This window comes from Haloferula helveola (genome assembly GCF_037076345.1).
Lineage (GTDB): Bacteria > Verrucomicrobiota > Verrucomicrobiia > Verrucomicrobiales > Akkermansiaceae > Haloferula > Haloferula helveola.
This window is the reverse complement of record NZ_AP024702.1, coordinates 1234420-1256468: the sequence shown is the minus strand read 5'-3', so window position 1 is coordinate 1256468 and position 22049 is coordinate 1234420. Positions and strand designations below refer to the sequence as shown.

Annotated in this window: 13 protein-coding genes; 9 read left to right on the top strand and 4 right to left on the bottom strand. The window is 63.8% G+C overall.

Going from position 1 to position 22049, the window contains the following annotated elements:
- Positions 1–170 precede the first annotated feature (170 nt).
- Both HAHE_RS04310 and HAHE_RS04305 read left to right on the top strand, forming a co-directional pair.
- Positions 171–2438, top strand: coding sequence for a DUF6288 domain-containing protein (locus tag HAHE_RS04310; RefSeq protein WP_338688892.1), 2268 nt, complete (start codon positions 171–173; stop codon positions 2436–2438).
- A 139-nt stretch (positions 2439–2577) separates the two neighbouring features.
- Positions 2578–3411: a hypothetical protein gene (locus HAHE_RS04305; protein WP_338688890.1), complete on the top strand. Its 834-nt coding sequence runs from the start codon at positions 2578–2580 to the stop codon at positions 3409–3411.
- A 189-nt stretch (positions 3412–3600) separates the two neighbouring features.
- Here HAHE_RS04305 and HAHE_RS04300 read toward each other — a convergent pair whose 3' ends face one another.
- Positions 3601–5103: an arylsulfatase gene (locus HAHE_RS04300; protein WP_338688888.1), complete on the bottom strand. Its 1503-nt coding sequence runs from the start codon at positions 5101–5103 to the stop codon at positions 3601–3603.
- A gap of 93 nt (positions 5104–5196) precedes the next feature.
- Positions 5197–7863: an AMP-binding protein gene (locus HAHE_RS04295; RefSeq protein ID WP_338688882.1), complete on the bottom strand. Its 2667-nt coding sequence runs from the start codon at positions 7861–7863 to the stop codon at positions 5197–5199.
- Between the two features lie 171 nt (positions 7864–8034).
- On the opposite strand from HAHE_RS04295, the gene HAHE_RS04290 reads away from it, so the two are divergent.
- From HAHE_RS04290 to HAHE_RS04280, 3 genes are all read left to right on the top strand, one after another.
- The gene (locus HAHE_RS04290) at positions 8035–8316 is read left to right on the top strand and encodes a hypothetical protein (protein ID WP_338688880.1); all 282 of its coding nucleotides are present in this window, start codon (positions 8035–8037) and stop codon (positions 8314–8316) included.
- Between the two features lie 62 nt (positions 8317–8378).
- A complete protein-coding gene (locus HAHE_RS04285; RefSeq protein ID WP_338688878.1) occupies positions 8379–9167 on the top strand; it encodes a DUF4886 domain-containing protein in 789 nt (262 codons plus the stop codon).
- Between the two features lie 96 nt (positions 9168–9263).
- Complete coding sequence (locus tag HAHE_RS04280; RefSeq protein ID WP_338688877.1) at positions 9264–15233, top strand: hypothetical protein; 5970 nt, start codon at positions 9264–9266, stop codon at positions 15231–15233.
- Between the two features lie 90 nt (positions 15234–15323).
- On the opposite strand, the gene HAHE_RS04275 is transcribed toward HAHE_RS04280, so the two are convergent.
- Together HAHE_RS04275 and HAHE_RS04270 are read right to left on the bottom strand one after the other, a co-directional pair.
- Positions 15324–17168 carry a phosphoenolpyruvate carboxykinase (GTP) gene (locus HAHE_RS04275; RefSeq protein ID WP_338688875.1) on the bottom strand — a complete coding sequence of 615 codons (1845 nt, stop codon included), beginning with the start codon at positions 17166–17168 and terminating at the stop codon, positions 15324–15326.
- A gap of 238 nt (positions 17169–17406) precedes the next feature.
- Positions 17407–17790, bottom strand: coding sequence for a hypothetical protein (locus HAHE_RS04270; protein WP_338688873.1), 384 nt, complete (start codon positions 17788–17790; stop codon positions 17407–17409).
- A gap of 153 nt (positions 17791–17943) precedes the next feature.
- Here HAHE_RS04270 and HAHE_RS04265 point away from each other — a divergent pair, with 153 nt between their 5' ends.
- From HAHE_RS04265 to HAHE_RS04250, 4 genes are all read left to right on the top strand, one after another.
- A complete protein-coding gene (locus HAHE_RS04265; RefSeq protein WP_338688871.1) occupies positions 17944–18837 on the top strand; it encodes a rhomboid family intramembrane serine protease in 894 nt (297 codons plus the stop codon).
- A complete protein-coding gene (mazG, locus tag HAHE_RS04260) occupies positions 18837–19625 on the top strand; it encodes a nucleoside triphosphate pyrophosphohydrolase (RefSeq protein ID WP_338688870.1) in 789 nt (262 codons plus the stop codon). The genes HAHE_RS04265 and mazG overlap by 1 nt, the downstream gene beginning before the upstream one ends.
- A gap of 535 nt (positions 19626–20160) precedes the next feature.
- Complete coding sequence (locus HAHE_RS04255; protein ID WP_338688869.1) at positions 20161–20631, top strand: hypothetical protein; 471 nt, start codon at positions 20161–20163, stop codon at positions 20629–20631.
- A gap of 227 nt (positions 20632–20858) precedes the next feature.
- Positions 20859–21812: a hypothetical protein gene (locus HAHE_RS04250; RefSeq protein WP_338688867.1), complete on the top strand. Its 954-nt coding sequence runs from the start codon at positions 20859–20861 to the stop codon at positions 21810–21812.
- Positions 21813–22049: the final 237 nt, after the last annotated feature.

The window sequence follows — 22049 nt, the reverse complement described above, 5'->3', positions numbered from 1 at the left end:
CGAATGATCGAATCGCGGATTCGTTAGCCTAGCATCCCCTTGCGATTCCGGATTTCGGAAATTGCGAAAATGTGTCGTGAGATTCCACGGTGCGCCGAATTGCCGGAGTTATCCGGCGATTTATGTCGTATTCGGGAAAGCAAAGTGCTGTTTACGCCGTTCATCTGCCCATGATTCTCCGATCCACCTTTCTCGGTCTGATCAGCCTGCCGCTCTCCGCGGCGGTGCTTTCTCCACCCTCCGTCGACCCCACCGTCGAGTGGCATTTGCCGGCCCAGCGCAAGGCCGCCGCGGTCGATGCGGAGACGCCGTGGACCGCCACCGTCGAAGTGCCCGAGTTGACCGACAAGGAGAAGTCGGCGGGCGACGCTTGGCGCGGGGTTCTGGGCTTCGATCTTTTCGGCACCGCCGATGGCAAAGCGGGCGAGCTCCGGCTTGAGGCGCTTGATCCCGCGACGGGCGAGGTCTTCGCAAGTTCGGCCACCAAGGTTTCCGGTGAAGCCCCCCGCGCGGCATGGACCGTGATCGCCTCATCGGAGCAAGGCGGCTCGTTGGCGATGGCCGCCTTCGATGGTGACCCGAAAACTTCGTGGCACTCGCGCTACGGAGGAAAGAAGGAGAACCCGCCGCACTGGATCGGACTCGAGTTCGGCAAGCCGCAGGCGATGGAGGGAGTGAGCTATCTGCCGCGGCAGGAAGGCTTTTCGAATGGCGTCGCGCGCAAGTGGCACCTCGAAGTGCGCAAGCCGGGTGGTGACTGGGAGAAGGTGGCCGGTGGCGAGTCCGACGGCAAGAAGGTCGGCGAGGCCCGCGAGGCGGTAGAGATCCGGTTCGATGAAAAGCTCACCGTCGAGGCGTTCCGCTTCGTCATCGAGAGCGATTGGAGCGGTGGTGGTTTCGGCACTGCCGGAGAGGTCACGCCGATCGGAGTGACGCTGGCGGAGGAAGAACCGGTTGAGGCTTCGACGCGCACCTGGCTTGAGATTCCCGAGTCCGTGATGGAGGCGGTCCGCGGAAAGTCGTTCGGCCTCCGCGTCTCGGCTGCCGAAGGACGGGTCGTCGTGGCGCAGCCGCACTGGTGCCAGGTCAGCACCAAGCCGGGTGGCAAGCTCTACGGCCGCTCGAACGGCGGCGCCGGTCCCGACGTGCTCGGTGCCGGGCTGCTCGGCTTCACCGCGATGACCGAGCACCAGCAGACGGTGCTCCCGATCGTCGCCGTGCGTGAGGGTGGGCCGTCCGCCAATGCCGGGCTCGTCGCGGGAGACGCGATCCTTTCCGTCGGTGGAAAGCCTTTGCCGGTCAACGACGTCAACCCGGGCTGGAACTGGTTCCGGCAAAGCCACGAGGCGATCCTCGGACGCGAGTCGGAGCGAGCGCTGTCGGCCGGAGAGAAGTCGCTGGAACTCGGTGTGCTGCGCGACGGCAAGATCGTGCCACTGAGCGTCGAGCTTCCCAGGACCCGTGCCTTCACCACACTCGATCCGGCCAGTGACCCGGAAGCGGCGGCGTTGCTCGATGACATGCTCGCGTGGGTGGTCAACAACCAGGCCAAGGACGGTTCGTGGTCGGGCGACATGAAGCGCACCACTTTCGGCGCATTGGCACTGCTGGCGACCGGAAAGGAGGAGCACAAGGCGGCGGTGAAGCGGGCGATTGGCTGGAGTCTGAAGAAGTATCCGGCTCCCGAGAAACACGGTAACCTCGGCTTCTGGTCGGGTGCCTACATGGGCATCCTCTACAGCGAGTGGTATCTCCACACCGGCGACGAACGCGTGCTTCCGCACCTCGACCTGATGCGCGACTGGGCCTTCGACGGCCAGCACGAGTGCAAGTGGGAGGTTCCTTCGCTTGGTCACGGTCCCAACGGCATTCCATACGGCCAGAAGGCGCTCGTCGCTCCGGCCTGCCATCTGTTGGTGTTCGAGGCCTTGGCGGGACGCTGCGGCATGGACTCGAAGCTCTGGGAACTATTGATGCCGTACATGGAGATGTCGTGGTCCGACCCGAAGGACGGCGGCCACGGCGCGATGGGTTACAACCGCTCCTACAAGGACCTTGGCGAGTTCTGGTCGCGCAGCGGTCTTTTCGCGATGGCGGCCCACCTGCGTGGCGACCGCAGCGACATGCGCGATGCCATGACCAAGATCATGGAGGAACGCCACCCGTGGATCCGCAACAGCCATGCCTACGGCGAGCCCGGCGGATCGCTCGGCTTGCTCGGCCTCAATCTTGCCGCGCCCGAGCGCTTCGAGCGGGTGCTCAAGGAATACGCGTGGTGGTTCTCGATGGCGTGGGAGCCGGGCTACGGACTGAAGTTCACGCAGCCCCACATGGGTGCGCCCTACATGGGGGCCGACGACCTCTTCAACGTCTGCTATGCGCTCGTGCTGCAGGCTCCCAAGCGGAACCTGCACCTCACCGGCCTGCCGGCGGAGTAAGGGCGGAGCGGACCGCGCGAATCCACTCGCGCCCCGTCGGTCCGGCAGATGCGCGAGTGGATTCGCGCGGTCCGCTGCTGATGGGTCGTCGAGTTTGACTCGTCGATTGCTGCCGGTAGCCTGCGGGCTGCAGGGCTGGATGAAGAAACTCGTTCAACAGGCGATCCGGAACGACACGGTCTGGCGGTGCATCGATCGCGCCCTCGGCTCGGGTGGCCCTCTGCACCGGAAGCTGCTGCGGTCGCGTTCCCGATTGCCGGGCTACGGACCGGAGCGGGAGGCGTTCGTGGCCAAGTTCGGGAAGGCGTTTCCGCAGCGAGCGGTCTGTCACGGACCTTTCGCGGGCATGAGGTATCCCGAAGAGGATGAATCCGGAAGGACGGTGTATCCGAAACTACTGGGTTCCTACGAGCGGGAGCTGGGCGAGGTGATCGAGTCCGTGATCGCACGCCAGCCCTCGGCGATCGTCGACATCGGCTGCGCCGAAGGATACTACGCGGTCGGATTCGGAATGAGGTGTCCGGACACGCGGATCTTCGCCTTCGATAACAACGACGTCGCGCGCGCTTGCTGCGAGGCAATGGCTCAACTCAACGGGGTCGAGGTGCGGACGGGCGAATTCTGCGACCGCGAAACACTGCTTGGTCTCGATCTCGGTGAGCGCGGCCTGGTCTTCAGTGACTGCGAAGGCTACGAGAACAAACTTTTCGACCGGAGTGTCGCCGAGCGCATGGCGGTGCATGATTTCCTCATCGAAGCCCACGACTTCATCGAGCCGGGGACGACCGAGCGGATGTTGGAGGCATTTGACGCGACCCACGACTGTCGCGTCATCGAGAGCGTCGACGATCTCGACAAGGCTTCCGGCTACGACTTCCCCGAACTCGACGGCTTCGAGTTCGGGGAGCGCTACGAGATGCTCGCCGAATGGCGCCCGGAGACGATGAGGTGGGTCTACGCGGAGGCCAAGTAGACCCGGGCCGTAGAGGCGTAAGACCAATGCGGAGCGGACCGCGCGAGCCCACTCGCGCATCTGCCGGACCGACGGGGCGCGAGTGGATCCGCGCGGTCCTTGGCGGAACCTGAAGGTCAGCCTAGCGAACGGATGCCGGACCGACGGGGCGCGAGTGGGCTCGCGCGGTCCTTGCCGGTGTTTTTACGCTCAGTTCAGCGAGCGGATGCCGGACTTGGTGTCGCGGATCTTCACCAGGCGCTCGCGCATGCTTTTCGCGCGGTCCGGGTGCTGGTCGACCACGTTGGTCTGCTCGCCGACATCCTTGTCGAGGTTGTAGAGTTCGTCCTTCTTGCCTCCGAGAATGAACTTCCACGGTCCTTCCCGCAGGGCGAGGCCTTTCGCTTCCTCGACCATGTAGGGAAGGCCGCTCTCGTCCTCACCGAGCAGCGCCTTGAGCGTGTCGCGGCTGTCGATGGCGTGATCCTTCGGCAGTTCCTCGCCAAGCAAGTTGGCGAACGAGCCGAGGAAGTCGATCTGGTTGACCAGAGCTTCGGAAACGCCCGGCTTGATCTTGGCCGGCCAGCGGACTAGGAAGGGAACGCGGGTGCCGCCTTCATAGATCTGGTATTTGCCACCGCGATACGGACCGGAGCCGTCGTGACCTTGGTCGGTTTCCTTGCTGGAAGTGTGGGTCTTGGTGCCGTCGTCGTAGCCGTCGTCGTAGACCGGCCCGTTGTCGCTGGAGAAGATGACGATCGTGTTGTCGGCGATGCCTTGCTCCTCGAGCACCTTCATCATTTCGCCCACGGCCCAGTCGAACTGCACGATCGCGTCGCCGCGGTAGCCGGTCTCGCTCTTGCCGTGGAATCGCGGATGCGGGGCTCGGGGGACGTGGATGTCCTGCGCTGCGTAGTAGAGGAAGAACGGCTTCGAGGTGTCGCGGTTCTCGATCCACTCCTTGGTCCGCGCGACGAAGGTGTCGGTCATCGTCTCATCGTCCCACAGCGCCGACTTGCCGCCCCACTGCACGCCGATCCGGCCGATGCCGTTGATGACCGAGTTGTTGTGGCCGTGGGTGCTCTTGTAGTAGGTCATCGCCTCCGGGTTCTTCTTGCCGTTGGGATACTCCGTGCAGTCGACGTCGGGCTTCTTCGGTCCGACAAAAAGCGGGTCCTTCGGGTCGAGGTTGAGCACCTTGTGATCAACGACGTAAACGCAGGGCACGCGGTCGTTGGTCGAAGGGAGAAGGAACGAGTAGTCGAAGCCGAGTTCGAGCGGGCCGGGCTTCACCTCGGCGTTCCAATTGACCTTTTTGCCCTTCTCGCCGATCCCGAGGTGCCACTTGCCGACGATCGCCGTCTGGTAGCCGGCCTTCTTGAAGAGGTCGGGCAGGGTGAAGGCATCGACCGGGATCGAGAGCGGGGCGTCGGGCGGCAGGATGCGGACATTGTGGCGAAACCCGTGGATGCCGGTCAGCATCGAGAATCGGGAAGGCGTGCAAGTCGCGGCGCTGCAGTGGCCGTCGGTGAAACGCAGGCTCTCGGACGCAAGCTTGTCGAGGTGCGGCGTCGGGTTCTTCACTGATCCCTGAACGCCGAGGTCGCCCCAGCCGACGTCGTCGCCGTAGATCAGAAGCACGTTCGGTTGGTCCGCAGCGTGGCAGAGGGGCAGGGCAAGCAGGGTCGTGAGGAGAAATTTCGGCGGTTTCATGTCTGGGTCGTGAGGTCTTCGACGGAGTCGGAACGGGGAGTCTTTCAGACTGCGTGAGCCTGAGGAATCCCAATGACCCTCCTGTGCCTTTCGTTAGCCAAAATGCGCGGGAATCTCGTCCTGCGGAACTTCCCGCAGTCGCTTGCGGTCCACTTTTCCCGTCGGGTTCACGGGAAGTTCGGAAACCTCGAACAGATAGTTCGGAATCATCGGCGTCGGCAGATGCTTGAGCAGCAGCTCGCGGATCGTCTCCTTCCCGGTGTCCGTATGGGCCTTGTGGAGTTTGTAGAACGCGTAGAGCCTGAGGTCGTCGCGGGCCGCCGGATCGATGCGGGCGACCACCGCGGCCTCCTCGACCTCGTCGAGTCCTACCAAGGCGCTCTCCACCTCGGGAATCTCGATCCGGTAGCCGTTGATCTTGATCTGGTGATCCTTCCGTCCCCGGTTCACCAGGCGGCCGTCTTCAAGCAGAACGCCGAAGTCGCCACTCCGGAAGAACCGGGAACCATCCGATGACCCGCTGAAGGCCTCGGCGGTCTTCCCGGGATCCTGCCAATAGCCGGAGAAGACGTCGCCGGCGCCCAGGCAGATCTCGCCCTCATGGCCGTCCGGGCAGAGGTTTCCGGCTTCATCACGAATGGTCACACCCAGATGCTCGAACGGCTTCCCCACCGGGATTTCACCATTCAGCTCGGTATCGTGATCGATGGGATCGAAGGCGATCGACCCGGCCTCCGACGAGCCGAGGTTCGAGTAGTATACCGTACCTTTTCGGAAGTGTATCTTGAAAGCGTCGACATCGCTCATCCGGGAAGGTTCGCCGCCGGGGACCACGCAACGGATCGTGCCGAGAACCGAGGTGTCGGACAGACTGTTGACGAAGCGCCGGTAGACGGACGTGACCGAGTGGAAAACGGTGATCCGGTTGGCGTTCAGCCAGCTGGCCAGCACATCGATGCCGAAGGTCCGCAGCGGGTAGAAGCAGAAGCAGCTGCCGAACTGGATCGACGCGTAGAATCCGTTCAGGAATCCCATGAAGGCTCCGGAGTAGATGCTCAGGTAGCGGTCGCTCCCCTTCAACCCGATGGCCGTGCCCCGCCGGCGTCCGATGTCGGCGACGCTCCGATGGGTGTGCAGCACGCCTTTGGGGACTCCGGTGGATCCCGAGGTGTAGAGGATGACGGCTGGGGTTGAGCTTTCGATTTGGACTCCCCGGGGGACCAGTGTTTCGCGAAGGTCCTCGCGGGTGATCCGCAGTACGGGAGGCCCTGCGGTATCGACCCACTTTTTCAACTCGGTCGGCAAGGGTCCGTCCGAGATCAGAAGTGATGCTTTTGAATTGTTGAGGACGGACCCGGTTCGCTCCGTCGGTTGGTCAGGCTCGAGGGGAACGTAGTAACGCCCTGTCTTCAGCACGGCGAGGAACGCAGCGCACATCAGGGGGCCGGTCGTCATGTGAACGGCAACGCCTTCCGCCTCGGAGTCGAGGACATCGAGAAGCCGGGCTGCGAGGGTGTCCGAGATCCGGTCGAGTTCCCGGTAGCTGGTGCCCCCCCCGTCTTCGAGCATCGCCGGACGTTCACCGCAACTCGCGACGACCTCACGGAACCGGTCGAGCGGCGAGCGGAGTCCAGCCGCGGAGGCTGGCAGGTCTTCGAACTCTTCGAGAACTTCCTGTTGCTCCGGCAGGTCGTTGAGGATCCGGCTCGTCTGGCGGGCAACCTCCTGGGCAGGTTCCCCATGCATCAGTGTACGGTGGCATCCGGGCACATCGATGATTTCAAGACCGCCGAGGGGGCGGTGGGTCCAGCCGAGTTCGTAGTCGAGGTGTCGCCAGTAGGCCAACTGGGTTTTTGCCCTCAGCAGGATCAGTCTGCCGTCGTAGTTGCCGTAGTCGTACTCGCGACTGAGGTCCTCCTGAATTCGGACGGCGATCACCGCCGCATCTTCGGGGCCGTTCCGGGCAGCCTGGCGTTTCTTCAGGGCTTTCCACGCATCCACGAAACGGTCGCCGATCTCGCTTGCGAGCAGGGGAAGCACCCGGCCGAAATGAAACCGTGAGCTATGGCGTTTGTAGGTATCCCGGAAGTGGGCATACCGCTTGAGATGGGGAGGGAGCTTGTCGAGGAATTCATTCTCCAGACGGATCGGAGCGAAGCCGTTGCCAATCGCCATCGAGTCGAATGACAGAAGCAGCGCGATCGTGCTGCCTTCCGCTCTGAGCTGCTTCGCGATTTCCCAAGCGACCGTTCCGCCGAAGGAGTAGCCGCACAGGTGGTAAGGACCCTCGGCCTGGATCGATTTGATCGACTTGATCGCCCACTCCGCGATTTCCCCGACCGAGGAGTAGTCATGCCCGCCATCGGCAGAGATTCTCGGCTCGAGGCAAAAGCACGGTCGGTCGGCATCGAGATGCCGCGCGAAGTCGTGGTAGTGGAAGACGCCGCCGACTGCCGGCGCGATGGCGAACAGCGGGAGTCGACTGCCGTCCGTCCTCAGCGGCGTGACGATGTGCCGCTTCGTCTCCGACGAGAACCCGGAAACCATTTCCGAGAAGTCCCGGAGGACGGGTGCCTTGTAGATGGTGCCGATCGGCACCAGTCCGCCCGTCTTCCGCTCCACCGCGAGGCAAAGGTTGATGGCTGCGAGGGAGTCGCCTCCCAACTCGAAGAAGTGGGAAGCCGCATCCACGGGGTGATCGGGAAAGAACTGTTTCCAGATTTCCAGAATCCCATCTCGTGTGTCGGCCGGTTCATCCATCGCTGCGAGCTTTTTGGGGTGCCTATCAGGCGATGTCCCTTGGATACCGGCAACCTCACGGACAAGTGGAGTCCAAAGTCGATGTTCCACTCGCTGCGGTGAGTTCGAAATGGATTGGAACGCGCCTCGGGTGTATTCCGGCAGGGCGTGAGAGGTTGGCGGTTACTCCGGGTGATTCTGTTTCTGGTCTTTCTGACCGGGCCTGCGGCGGCCCAGACGCCGACCTACAGCTTCACTTTCCAAGTCGGTTCCGCCAACTTCGGCATCGTGAGTTTCGGTGACTTCTCGTACATCATGTACGGCTGGGGCTCGGTATCGGTCAACGGCCCGGCCGGTTATGCCTGGGCTCTGGTGATCGGGGCAGTCGTGCTCGCGCTGTTGCTGCTCGCCGGAACTTTCGATGCCCTGCGCCGGACGAGACGCGGACCCGGCTCCGCCCGGAATGACGCCTGATCGAATGGCCCGATTCCGGGAAACCATTGAACAGGCAGCGGAGGATGAGGAGTAGTAGTGGCATGATTCGTGTCGTCCTGTGCCTTCTGTTTCTGCCTGCCATCGTCTTCGGCGCTCCGAAGCCGCTGCGGATGCTGATGATCGGGAACAGCTATACGGCCCAGACGAAAGCGGAGGTGAAGGCGTTTCTCGATGCCGATCCGGAGGTGAAGTTGGAATTGGTGACGCACAACCCGGGCGGCCGATTCCTCGAACAGCACGCCAAGGATCCGAAGGTCGCCAAGCTGCTGGAAGGTTCGGGCAAGTGGGATGTGATCGTGCTGCAGGAGCAGAGCCAGCTTCCGGCATTCGCGATGAAGGGCGACAAGGGTTCGCTCGAACGCCTCGAGGGCGGTGCCCCGGTGCTGATCCCGAAGATCCTCAAGGCCCAGCCGCAGGCCCGCGTGATGATGTTCGAAACCTGGGCCCGCCACTCCGGCAACGACAAGGCCAACACCCTCCGGCATTTCGACGGAGATCCGGAGAAGATGCAGGAAGCGCTGACGAAGGGGTATGAGTATCTGGTCCGTCGTCCGGATGCCTGGGACTACAGCAAGGAGGTCTCGATCGTTCCCGTCGGGCAGGCCTTCGCCGCGTGGTATGCGGGAGATGGTAAGGAGGAGGGCATGCCGAGCCTGCACCGTCCGGACAATTCACACCCGTCGAAAGCCGGAGCCTACCTGACCGGCGCGATGTTTTACCGCGCGATCACCGGTCGCGATCCGGCGAAGGTCTCCTATGACGGCGGATTGCAGCCGGACGGCACCGCGGAGAAGTTGCTTAAGATCGCTGCAGCAAAGAACGAAGGCTGAATCGCGCTGAAGCGGGGGAAGCAAGCCGATCGGGCAATTCCCGCGTGACACCATTCGGAGGGTCGGTGCAGTCTGTACCTTAACCCCCTGAAATCCATGAAATTGAGCCGCACCCTCCGTGGGGGCGCCGTTGCCGCGTTCCTCGTTTCGTTCTCTCCCCTCCACGCTGTCGAACCGGTCATCGCGCCGGACGACGGTACCGGCAGCATCGCCTTTCCGGTGCTGAATGCCCCGTTCGGAAACAGCACCCGCGTCCGCAAGGGAATGCAGGAGCTGAAGACACTCTCCGGAGGAATCCGTGTCGAGATCCAGTCGCTCCGGTGCACCGCCGTCACGAGCAGCGGTCCGGGAGGCAATCTCGGCGGCGGCCGACAGACCTGCGACGGTACGGCGGTTGTCGTATTTGAAAACGACTCCGGTCTGCATCACGTGGTCTCGGTGCCGGTGACCGTGGTGACCGATACCGCCGCGGGAAGCCCGGGCGCTGACAACCAGGACTACGACTGCGACATGGTCCGGCTCGAGGGGCAGCTCTTCGGTGACCCGGATTTCGACCTGCTGCGGATCGAGGGCGGCTCGGAGTTCGGACTTCCCTCGCCGGGTCGCACGACCCTGACCCGGCTCGGGCCGCCCGGCAGTGACTTCGCGGTCGATTCGTTTTTCGACATCGAGTATCGCATCGACTTCCAGGGGGCGCCCGGCGGCGCGATCCCTCCCACCGGCGGCCAGGTCACCGAGTCGGCCCGCTGCGAGCAGCCGTTGAAGATGGCGAATGGCGTGCCCTTCGAGGTAACGGGTGATGTCCGGGCCGTGCGCGCACCCGACGGAATCCGCGTCTCCGGGGTTGGCGGAGGTGGAGGTGGCGGAGTCATCCGGCTCGGCGCGCCGGCCCTCGACCCGATCTACGACGAACTCCACTGGAGCTACCTTGCCAGCCCGACTTCGAATGGCTTGGAGCTGCCAACCGACGGTGACTCGCTCGCACTCGCGGTCCATGTCCGGGATCTGGAGATCAATAAGTTCTACAAGTACAAGATCGAGGCCGCCTGCACCAACGTCGGTGGCAACGTTGAGGTCACTCCGGATTTCAGCCCGCTCGGCGCGGTGGGCACCCAGGTCCAGGTGTGGCACGACGGTCGGCTGGTCGGATCCGCCTTCGCGCCTGCCGGGACGGTGGCGTGCAGTGTGCCGGCCCGCGATTTCCAGCTCCGGGACGTCACGGTGTGCCGGACTCCGATCTACGGCGCGACCGTTCAGACCGCGGCCCGGCAGTGCAGGGCCGGCACGCCCGGAGATCTCGTTTTCGTCAAGGAGCTCGACAAGTCCTCGCCCAAACTCTGCAGCACTCCCGGTGGTGACTTCCTCGGCAGCGAGCTGCGATTCGTACCCGTCGGCGCGACCCTCCGCTGCGACACGATCGGGCATGTCGATCACGGCTCGTCGGTGTCATGCGTGATCGATGACAACAGCGTTCGGATTTACGACCGCGAGGGCTCACCTCCGAGGCTGCGGGCGCTCGGCGGCGGAGGTCTGAGCAAGGCCGATTCGAAGCGGGCGCTCGAAGGCCTCAGGGTGTCCAATCTCGGATCGAGCGGGCAGGACGGGGTATCGGTCGATTTGGGTGACGACGGCCGGCCCCCGGTGCGGGTCGAGATCGAGGAAATCTTCACCTACCAGCCGACCGGCGGCGGTTCGGGAGGATCGATCTGGCTGAATGCGCGCGATGCCTTCGGCAATCCGCTGGGCCAGCTCCGGCTCTCCGACAGCAGCGGGTCGGGCGGTGGCGGAAGGGTCGCCTTGGCGGACTTCAGCTCGGTCGGTTCGCCCACGGCCCTGGTCCGAGTCTATCAGGACGACGCTCTGGTGGGCGAGGGGACGGTCGGTCTTGGCGGTTTGACGCCGGTGGCGGAGATCGATGACGTGCCGGGTGAGGCCTCTCTGATCACGGCCTGCGGCAAGAACGAGCTCGCGCCGCCCTTCCAGTTGCCGTGCTTTTTCGCCGAGTTCGACCGGCCGGTGCTGATCACGCCAACCGGTCTTCCGGGCCCGTTCACCGGTAACCGGATCGAGATTCTGGCCAATGCGGTCAGCGGAACACCGAATCCGCTGCGCTTCTTCGAAATCCTTACGGATGAAACGAGCGACCTCATTCTCGGGGAGGTGAGCCACATCTCGGAGCAACAACCGGTCTGGGTGTGGGCGACCGGCGCGCCGGTGTTTCCGCCGACGCTCCATACGATCTGCCCGGTGACCGCGAAATTCGACACCAGCTCCGGAGGAGGGCTTCCGCCCGGGAGTGAAGGGCTCGAGTTCCGGGTCCAGATCAGCGACCTCGTGGATCTCGGACCCGACCCGGCCGGCGGCGCCGGCAATCTCTTCGATTGCACGGTCGAGATCGCCGCGCAGGGGCTCGGTGGCAAGAAGGGCTACGACTACTACAAGGCGCTCGGGGCCCGGTGCGTGATCGACACGGGAACCAATCCGTTTGCCGGAAAGGACGTGCAGCAGTTCGACACCGAGATGGTGAGCCTGGAGCTGACGATCGTGGGCGATCCCGACTTTGATCTACTACGGATCCAGTGCGGAAGCGGACTCGGACTCACACCCTGCCCCGGACAGGTCACCCGGACGCGGCTGCCGAGTGGCAACTTCAACGTCGATTCGTTTTTCGACATCGAGTACCGGATCGACTTCCAGGGAGGTCCGGGAAGCCCGTTCGCGGGAGTGGCCGGCGGTGACACCTTCAACTCGCGGTGGTACATGTACCAGCCGCAGTTCATCCGCTGGGGGTTGGTCCACGAGGAGCGCGGCGGCGCCGTGTTCGGCCGCTCGCCCACCGGCGGACTTACGGTTTCCAACCTTGGATCCAGCGGTCAGGACGGCGTTTCGATCGACCTCGCCGGCGCTCATGGCGGCACGGTGGAATGGGAGCCGCTCGCAATTCTGCCCGGCGGATCGATCCGCGTCACCACGACCGGTGATGCTTCGAACTCGCCCCACTCGTCGGTGAATTTCGACATCACCGTGCAGCGGCACGCCGTCGATTCGTTCTTCGACATCACCTACGATTGCTCGGCCCTCGCTCCGGCTACGACCGCCGTTCAGGTCTACAACGGCCCCATACTTGTCGGCGAGGTGCCGGGTGCGGACATCGGTTCGTTGCAGGCCGCATCGACCCAACCGGGCATCGATCCGCCTCCCGTGGTTGCCTGCAGTACCTATCGGTCGAGCGGCGGCGGGGGGGGCGCGATCTACATCGGACCCTGCCAGTCGGTTTCTTTCGCCAGCCCGGTTTCGGTGACGGCCGGGGGCGGGGGGCCGCTTGTCGGTGACCAGGTCCGGCTGGTTTGCACCGGAGTCGAGCTCGGGCGTCTGTCGCGCATCACGTGCGGTGTGGCCAATGTGCCCGCGTGTGAGATCCGGCGGACCTCGGTGATCATGCATGGCCGGCTACTGTCCTGTGATGATGGTTCGGTGTTCCGCTGCTGGGATGGTACTTGCCGGCTCTCGGTCATCGGTTGTCCAAATGACCGGCCTTTCCGCTGCGTCGACGGAACCTGCCAGATCTCGAGGAACGCCTGTCCGGCCGCGACTTGGCCCGACAACGAGATTTCCGCTGTCGTCAGCCCGCGCGATGCCGCCAGCGGCCTCGCTACCGGCAAGCGACAGCACCGGCCTCTGAGTGTTTCCGTTTCCGGAGCGCTGATGGCTCACCCGGGCGATACTTTCCGTGTTTCCACCTCCGGCACCGCCGGTGGGCTTCCGAATCAGTCGATCGGCGAACTCGAGGTGGTTCACGACGGATTCCAACTGCTCACATCGGTGCAGTGGCCGTACAAGCTCAGTGCCCAGACCCGGGTTCAGATCCGGGAAACGCCGCTTCACGAAGAGTCCGGAAATACCGGGAGCAGTCCGCTGTATGAGGGCGTCGCGCCTCCCGGCGGATCGCCGGTCCTTGTCGATGGTGCCGCTCCCGTGGTGATCAGCACCTTCGGCGCCGCTCCGAGTCCGGGAAATCCCCTGAACCGGCCTGCCTACCTGAATTTCTCATTCGTTGATCCGGTGCTCGTCATCGCTCCGGACGGACTGCCTTATCTGGCACGCGAGGTGATCCTCATTCCGGAGGATCCGGCGCTGCCGGAGGTCGGTGATCTGAACGACGTCACCGCGCGATTCACCGGTCGGACCGGGCTCTCGGTCGATGAGATCTTCACCGGACCGCACTGGAGCACCGGACTGTCGCACCGGTCGCGGGGTTCGGCGGACCTGCGCGACGGTGTGCTCGACGGCTCCGACGGGCTGGTGGTTTCCAACCTCGGATCCAGCGGTCAGGACGGGGTGAGCATCGACCTTCAGGAGGGAGAGGGTGTACGGGTTGAATTCGAGCCGATCGAGCTGGCCGATCCCTCCTCGGTGCTGCGCTGCGGAGTCATGGAAGACCTCGCGGGAACCAGTGACGAGGATCGCAACGACGTCGTGCTCCGCTACAACGGCCACTGCTCGGTGAGCCCCGAAAGTCCTCCGATCGTCGTGCGGGTCGTGTGTCGCGATTCCTTTGGCAATGCGGTCGGCGACTTCAGCCTTCCGAGCGATGACCTGGGAGTCTGCACGCCGACCGTCGGGCCGTTCCTTTCGGTCAGCGAATGCGGCTGGAATCCGCCCTTGGTCACCTCGCTCGGCGCGACCGATCCTGGCCCTTACCTGCGCTTCAGCGAGCCGGTCAGTTTCGCGGCGTCGAGCGGAGTTTCGGTCCAGTGCTCCAGCCTCCACATCCATTGCGGTGATGCGGTGTGCGTGCAGTACCGGGAGACCGACTGGGACTTCCTCATCACGGCGTCGAACCTGCCGGACGTGAAAATCATCTCCACCCATGTATGCCACTTCCGAGGCCACCCGCATCTCGGCCTCGGACAGGCGCGGCTGAAGCCCGGTGCATCGCCCGACCAGCTCGTGATCTCGAACATCGGCTCGAGCGGACAGGACGGAGTGTCCATCGACCTCGAGCACGCCGCGAGCTTCAGCACCGGGGGTTCGGGGGGCGAAGACAAGCTGACCGAGAACGTTTCACTCAACTTCCAACCGATACCGATCCGGCTGAATGTCCCGGGCGGAGGTGGACCGAATGCCGGCAGAATCACGATGGATGCCAGCGGCAGCTTCGATCCGAACGGAGGGCCTGGAGTGCCACTGGGAACCTGTGCGATCGATGTCGACAGCGACGGCGACTCGGTCCCGATCGAGGTCGACTTCTCGGCGCTTGGCGTGCCGAACGCCCGGGTGGTGGTCTTGCAGGACGGCCAGTTTGTCGGAGAGTTCATCCATGGCGATCCCGTGCATCCGGTAGTTGTCGGCCGTGTGCGTTCGGCGGGCGGTCCCGTGGTGCTGACCGGTTGCGGATATCACGCCAGCCGCGGGAGCCAAGGAGCCCACTGGTCGGATATATGGGAAGTGCCGATCGACTGCATACCGCCCGGAGCTGCTCCCGGCAGCGGGTTTGTTGGGAACCAGATCCTGATCTACCCCGAAGGCGATGCGGTAAGCGTGGTTCCGCAGACCGCGGGAACCTACCAGTTCGACCTCACGGTGCGCGACAATCCTTCGCTGTCGTCGTTGCCATCGCTGGTCATGACGGGACTTCCGAAGAACGACTTCATCACCTGGCTGCAGCTGCATTTCACTCCTGCGGAGATCGAGGTGATGGCCTCGCAGAATTTCCAAGGAGACTTCGATGGCGACGGCTGCCCGGACGTCTGCGAGTTCATCGAAGGGACGGATCCCCGGGTCCCCGACAACACGGCGGGGCAGGGCGTGGCCTTCAGCACCGTTGCGGGTCCGCCGGGTTCCGAGCTGATCCGCTTGGTCTATCACACGGCGGATGTCGAGGGGGCCGATGTCATTCTCCGCTCGACCAGCGACCTGCAGATTTGGAACGAGGATCCCTCGCAGTTCCGGCTCATCTCCAACAACCTCCAGCCGGATGGCCGGTGGCGCTGGGAGTGGGAAGTTCTCGCGCCTTTGGGCAGCCAGACCCGGGCGTTCTACGGGCACGTGACGGTTCTCAAGTGAGGCCGCTTGTCAGCCCGGCACTTCGTGCCGGGCTGGTAAGGATGCGCCCATTTAGGACGCGAGGAACGGGGGCAGCCCGCGAACCGGAGACTACGCCAGGCGCGCGGCGAGGAGTTCGCGTTGGAACACGATTTCCTTCGGCAGCAGGTCGTAGAGTTTCAGGAACATCTCGCCCTGGCTGAGGATCTCCTCTTTCCACTCTTCGGGATTGTAGGCCATGCAGGCGGCGAAGGTTTCCTTGTCGAAGCCGTCGAGTCCTTCGGCATTGAAGTCCTGCCACTCGGGCGTCCAGCCGATCGGCGTTTCGTGGCCGGCGACCTTGCCGTTGCAGCGGTTCACGATCCACTCGAGAACGCGCATGTTCTCACCGAAGCCGGGCCACAGGAAATTGCCCTCGGCATCCTTGCGGAACCAGTTGACGTGGAAGAAACGCGGCAGGTGCTTCACCAACCCGCGCATGTCGAGCCAGTGGTGGAAGTACTCGGCCATGTTGTAGCCGCAGAACGGCAGCATCGCCATCGGGTCGCGACGCACCCCGGCCTTCAGGCCGATCGCCGCGGCGGTGACTTCCGAGCCCATGGTCGCACCGACATAAACGCCGTGCGACCAGTTAAAGGCCTGATAGACAAGCGGCATGGTGGTCGGACGGCGGCCACCGAAGATGACCGCGGAAACCGGCACGCCGTCCGGGTTCTGCCATTCGGGGTCGATGGTCGGACATTGGGCGGCGGGGGCGGTGAAGCGCGCGTTCGGGTGCGCGGCCTTCTTGCCGGCCTCACCATCCGCGGGCGTCCAGTCGTTGCCCTGCCAATCGATGACGTGGGCCGGCGGATCCTTGGTCAGGCCTTCCCACCAGACGTCGCCGTCGTCGGTCAGTGCGACATTGGTGAAGATGGTGTTCTCGGTCATCGAATCCATCGCGATCGGGTTCGTGTCGTAGGACGTTCCGGGTGCGACACCGAAGTAGCCGGTCTCGGGATTGATCGCGTGCAGCTTGCCGTCCTCGTGCGGCCACAGCCATGCGATGTCGTCGCCGACGATCGTCGTTTTCCAGCCGGCCTCGGCGTACGACTTCGGCGGAACGATCATCGCCAGGTTCGTCTTGCCGCAGGCGCTCGGGAAGGCCGCGGTGACGTAGGTCTTCTCGCCGGATGGAGCGGTGAGGCCGAGAATGAGCATGTGCTCGGCCATCCAGTCGTGCTCGCGGGCGATGTTCGACGCGATGCGCAGGGCGAGGCACTTCTTGCCGAGCAGCGCGTTGCCGCCGTAGCCGGACCCATACGACCAGATCTCGCGGGTGTCGGGAAAGTGGCTGATGTACTTGTCCTCGTTGCACGGCCACGCGACGTCTTCCTGTCCGGGTTCGAGTGGCGCGCCGATCGAGTGCAGGCACGGGATGAAATGGCCGTGGCCGTCGCGGTGGGTGTTGATCTCGCCGGTGGCTTCGGCCTCGAGGCGGTCGAGCACCTTTTTGCCCATGTGGGCCATGATGCGCATGTTGACCACGACGTAGGCGCTGTCGCTGACCTGCACGCCGATCTTTGCCAGCGGCGAGTCGAGCGGACCCATGCAGAACGGGATCACATACATCGTGCGCCCTTTCATCGAACCTTTGAACTTCGGCTTGAGAAGCGCCTTCATTTCGTGCGGGTCCATCCAGTTGTTGGTGGAGCCGGCCGCGCCCTTGCGGCGCGAGCAGATGAAGGTGCGGTCTTCGACGCGCGCGACGTCCGACGGGGTCGAACGTGCGAGGAAGGAATTCGGACGTTTCTCCGGATTCAGTCGGGTAAAGGTGCCCTTGTCGCAGAGAAGCTGCGTCAGGCGGTCCCATTCCTCCTGGGAGCCGTCACACCATTCGACGGCATCAGGTTGGCAGAGGGCGGTCATTTCCTCGACCCACTTGGCGAGGCTTTCGTGACGGGTGGGAGTGCTCATGGCATCGGCATATCAACCCGATGCCTGTGCGGAGACAATCCCATCCGAAAATATGGCAGGATTTGTCCCGGATTCGCGGAGAACCGGCACAGCATCCGTCCGTCGGACCCCGAACTTCAACCCGCTCGGTCGTGCCGGATGCGGGTTGAAGTCCGTTGTCCTGCTGATGGGGCGGGCCGCCCACGCCTCTCCCGATCCCACGGACCGTTGAAGCGGTGGCCGCCCTGAAAGCTTGCCATCAGCGCAGGCGGAACTGCCAGAGTGCGTCCGAGTCGCGGTCGCGCCAGTCGGGGCGTCGTGCGATCGGGTCCTGCAGGGTGCGGACGGTCTTGCGACCGGCGGCCCGCAGGAAGGTGTCGCAGTCGATCTCGATCACTTCGAGACCCATGTAGTAGGTCCCTTTGAGCGAGGTGACGGCGTCACTGCCGAAAGCCGCGGCCAGGTGGCCACGGAGGAGTTCGGCTTCCCGGCGTCCCAGAAAGAGGAACGCGGGTGTTTCGCCGAGGCTGGACTTCGAGCGGATGAGATCGGACACGGCGGCCGAATCCCAAAGGTCTTCGAAGCTCAGTTCGGTCTCAACCTGAGCGATGTCAGGCAGGGCGGTGGTGTGTGCTTGTTTCATCGGATGATGGGGTGAAGCGGGGGAACGGGCGGCTTTTAACGCAACGACCGCGAAATACATTTCACCGATAGTGACTTTTTTGTGGGTCGACGGCGGCGGATCGCGGGGGGTGCCTTGCCGGTCCGCGCCGCCCGTGCTAACGACATCCCGGCCATGGGAATCAATGACCGGGACTACACAAGAAACGATGCGCGGCGCCGGGCGATGCCGCCGATGCCGGTAGTGACGAAATGGTTGCTGATCCTGAATCTCGGGATCTTCGTGCTCGATCTGCTGATGCGGACTCCGACGAATCCCGGCGGGCTTGTTCCGTTCGGCGCCTTCCGGGTGGCCACCGGCATTTTCCACGGACACATCTGGGAATTCCTCTCGTTCCAGTTCCTTCACGCGTCGCTCGGACACGTCGCCTTCAACTGTCTCGGCATCTTTGTCTTCGCACCCCACGTCGAACGCTGGTGGGGCACTCGCAGATTCCTTGCCTATTACCTTCTCTGTGGCGCGGCGGGGGCGGTGTTTTACGCGATCCTGCTCGGGATCGGGCTGCTTCCCAGCGCGACGATCTACACGCCGCTCGTCGGTGCTTCGGCGGGAGTCTTCGGATTGCTGTTCGCGATCTATCAGCTGGCCCCTGCGGTCCGGGTCCGATTGCTCATTCCTCCGGTCGAGCTGACGATTCGCCAGCTCGCCCTCGCGCTGGCCGGCCTCGCGATGCTGATCATTCTCGGCGGCCTGATCTTTCCCGAGGCGAAGATCTTCTGGAACAGCGGTGGTGAGGCGGGCCATCTCGGAGGCGCGTTGATGGGTCTGCTGTTGATGAAGGCGCCGCAACTGCTCGGCAAGAAGAGCGAGATCGATCGCAAGGTGGTGCGGCCGAAGCAGTTCAGACGCCGCCGTGTGCAGGATGCCAAGGTGCGTCCGCGGACGACGGTGGATCTCGACCAGGAGAGCGAGGTCGACCGGATTCTCGACAAGGTGCGCGACGAGGGCGTCGGCAGCCTGACGGCGGAAGAGCGCCGGATCCTGGAAGAAATGGCCAAACGGAAGTGATGAACGACGAGGAGATGATCGGATGCGGGGAGAAGGAGCGGCAGCTCGAACGCCTGCGTGCGATCATGCACCGGCTGCGTGCTCCCGGAGGATGCCCTTGGGATGCCGAGCAGACGCACGAAAGCCTGATCCCGAACCTGATCGAGGAGACCTATGAAACGGTCGACACGATCCAGCGTGGCGACCGCGAGCACCTGAAGGAGGAGCTCGGCGATCTGCTGTTGCAGGTCGTTTTCCACAGCGAGCTGGCATCGGAAGACGGCGCCTTCGATCTCGATGAGGTCGCGCGCGGTATCAGCGAGAAACTTGTCCGCCGCCACCCGCACGTGTTCGCTTCGAGCGGTGCTGATACGTCGGATGCCGTACTTCGCCAGTGGGATGAGATCAAGCGGGCGGAAAAGGGAGACGGCGAGAAACCCTACCTGCATGGAACCGGGAAAGGACTGCCCGCCTTGTTGCGGGCGGCGAAGCTGCAGAAGAAGGCGGCAAAGGTCGGCTTCGACTGGCCGGACGAGGACGGCGTGCGCGACAAGATCCGCGAGGAACTCGACGAATTCGCCGACGCCGGGACGCCTGAGGCCGCTGCCGAGGAGATCGGCGACCTGTTGTTCTCCGTGGTGAACCTCGCCCGTTTCCGGAAGCTCGACCCGGAGGTATTGCTGGCTGACGCGAACTCGAAGTTCGAAACCCGCTTCGCCGCGATGGAGCAGGCGCTCAAGGATGCGGGCAGCTCACTCGATGACGCATCGCTCGACGAGATGGAGGCGGCCTGGCAGGGGGCGAAGTAAGAGCGACGCAGCGTCGGGGTTGGTCCCCTCGTGCGGTGTTCGCGACCGGGGTTTGTGGTTCCCCGTTCACGGGGTCCGGAGACGCTCCGATTCCGTCGGGCGGTCCTCATCGAGATGGTTCTCATGCGCGGGCGCTTGCGGTTCGCGCTTGGCAACCCGAAGAGGCCGGGCGAGCGTCGACACGATGCAATCCGTGCGGAACCGCTGGCTACCCGCTTGCCTCGTTCGGCGTTGGGAAGTGTTGCTGTGGATCGCGCCGGTGGTGGGGCTGTCAACGGGGCTTGCTCTGGTGCTCGGGTTTTTAAAAGGCAATGAGGTCCAATCCTTGGATGTCTATGCGGGCATCGTTCCCGACCACGCGGACGGCATCACCTACTTGGAGCGAGTTCGCTCCAAGCTCGGGAGCGACGAGGTCATTGCGTCACTCCAGGACCAACTGGAGGAAGACGGGGGTGGCTGGCGACCACGTTTTTGGCTCCGGTCGAGGGTCAGAGCCGTTTCCTCCAGTGTAGACGGTTTGAAGGGAAGGATACACATGAGGTTCACTCATCATTCCGAGGTCGGCCAGATTCAGCAGATTCGCGCATTCGAGGCCATCACGCACGATGTGATCGCGCCCATCCGAAACGAGTATGTCGATCAGTGGGCGGCGGAGATGGAGAACGAGTTCGAAGACGTGGATAACCGTATCCGAAGTCGTGAGCTTCAAGAGGAAAATCCCTCCGCTGAGCTTGTTGCCTTGGGCGAAAGATGGATGCTCCTTGCCATGACTCTCGGTCGCATCCGCGACGACTCCGTCGGCGGTTTGAGGGGCATTTCGGCTGCTCCCGGGGTTTCCGGGAAGGCTTGGTGGAAATCGGTGCCGCCGTGGGCCATCCTCATCGCCAAGTGCACCGGCTACGGACTGCTTGCGGTGATCCCGGGGATGTTCCTTTGCGAGGCGCTTTTCCCGCGACGGGAACTGGCGGGCGACGACGAGGTCGCCGAGACTCCGCCGACCCCGTAAACGGGGAACTACGAACGCTTGTTGCGGGCCGGTTTGCAGGGTGCGGACTGTACCGCGAAATCCGGCCACCGGCCACTGACCCCTCATCACCCAAGCACGACGAGCTGAGGCGGGTTGTCATCTCCCTGAGCAAAATATGCGCAGTGTCAGCGGGGCGGTGCATGGCGCCCTAACGGTGGATCGCGTGATCCTCCTGCCAACCGGAACCACCCGGAATTGCTCAAACCATGAAACCAACCCTAGCCGCCACCGCGCTTGTCGGGGCCTTGGCCACTGTCGCCACCGCCGGAACCGTAATGATCGAACCCTCGACCCCCGTTGCGACGACGGGTGGCTTCGAGAAGGCACGTCGTCCGATCTCGAACCCGACGCTGTTCGACCTCGCGCTGCCGACCACCAACGTGCACCCGATTTACATGCACCACAGCTTGCCGAGCCGGGTGGATACGACTCTCGGTCCGCTGCCGATGGGTGGTGACGTGCAGATCTTCGCGCTGCAGTTCGAGATCGCCTTCACCGAGCGCCTTTCTCTGGTCGCGACCAAGGACGGCTACGTCGATCTGAACCCGCAGGCGGTCGGCCTGTGGACCGAGCAGAGCGGTTTCGCCAACATCGCGGCCGGTCTGAAGTATGCCTTCATCTATGACCCCGAAAGTTCCTGCGCGGTCAGCGGCACGGCGACCTACGAGTTTCCGACCGGCAACCACGATGTTTACCAGGGAGAAGGCAACGGCGTGCTCAACCTGATCCTGTCGGGCGTGAAGCTCTGGGATGACTTCCAACTCGCCGGCGGTGCGGGTGTCCGTCTGCCGTTCGATGGGCAGCAGTCGACCAACAGCTTCGTTAGCCTGCATGCCAGCTACGAGGTCGTGCCGTGGTTCATCCCGCTGGTCGAAGTGAACTGGCACCATGTCCTCTCCACGGGCAACGGCCGGCCGAACTACTTCAGCCAGGCCCTCGGCCTGACTCCGGTGGTCGCGACCTTCGAAGGCAACGACCTGCTCAATTTCGGTGCCGCCAATGCCTCGCAGAACCGCGACCTCGTCACCGCTGCGATCGGATTCCGGTCGCGGATCACCGACAGCATCGACGCCGGGATCGCCTACGAGATCCCGCTGACCGACGAGCAGTCGAGCATCATCGACGACCGCGTGACGGTCGACCTGGTCTGGACGTTCTGAGTTTCAGAGAGGGGAAGAACCCTTCTCCCACAGTTGCGCAAACCTCAACGTCCGAGGAGCCGCTCCAACCCGAGCGGCTCCTTTTTGGTTCATGGGAGGCGGGACGCCCCCGTCCCGCGATGGTAATGCCGTTGTGGCCTCGGCCGTTGCTTTCCCGAGTGCGGACCGCTTTATTGCGGGACGGGGGCGTCCCGCCTCCCATTCGGGCTTGGCGGGGGCGGGCGACGGGCTAGCGTC

Coding starts and splice junctions, on each gene's coding strand:
- HAHE_RS04270 (WP_338688873.1), bottom strand. CDS start 17,790: ATGAAACAAGCACACACCACCGCCCTGCCTGACATCGCTCAGGTTGAG.
- HAHE_RS04265 (WP_338688871.1), top strand. CDS start 17,944: ATGGGAATCAATGACCGGGACTACACAAGAAACGATGCGCGGCGCCGG.
- HAHE_RS04295 (WP_338688882.1), bottom strand. CDS start 7,863: ATGGATGAACCGGCCGACACACGAGATGGGATTCTGGAAATCTGGAAA.
- HAHE_RS04275 (WP_338688875.1), bottom strand. CDS start 17,168: ATGAGCACTCCCACCCGTCACGAAAGCCTCGCCAAGTGGGTCGAGGAA.
- HAHE_RS04285 (WP_338688878.1), top strand. CDS start 8,379: ATGATTCGTGTCGTCCTGTGCCTTCTGTTTCTGCCTGCCATCGTCTTC.
- HAHE_RS04300 (WP_338688888.1), bottom strand. CDS start 5,103: ATGAAACCGCCGAAATTTCTCCTCACGACCCTGCTTGCCCTGCCCCTC.
- HAHE_RS04255 (WP_338688869.1), top strand. CDS start 20,161: ATGAGGTTCACTCATCATTCCGAGGTCGGCCAGATTCAGCAGATTCGC.
- HAHE_RS04310 (WP_338688892.1), top strand. CDS start 171: ATGATTCTCCGATCCACCTTTCTCGGTCTGATCAGCCTGCCGCTCTCC.
- mazG (WP_338688870.1), top strand. CDS start 18,837: ATGAACGACGAGGAGATGATCGGATGCGGGGAGAAGGAGCGGCAGCTC.
- HAHE_RS04250 (WP_338688867.1), top strand. CDS start 20,859: ATGAAACCAACCCTAGCCGCCACCGCGCTTGTCGGGGCCTTGGCCACT.
- HAHE_RS04280 (WP_338688877.1), top strand. CDS start 9,264: ATGAAATTGAGCCGCACCCTCCGTGGGGGCGCCGTTGCCGCGTTCCTC.
- HAHE_RS04305 (WP_338688890.1), top strand. CDS start 2,578: ATGAAGAAACTCGTTCAACAGGCGATCCGGAACGACACGGTCTGGCGG.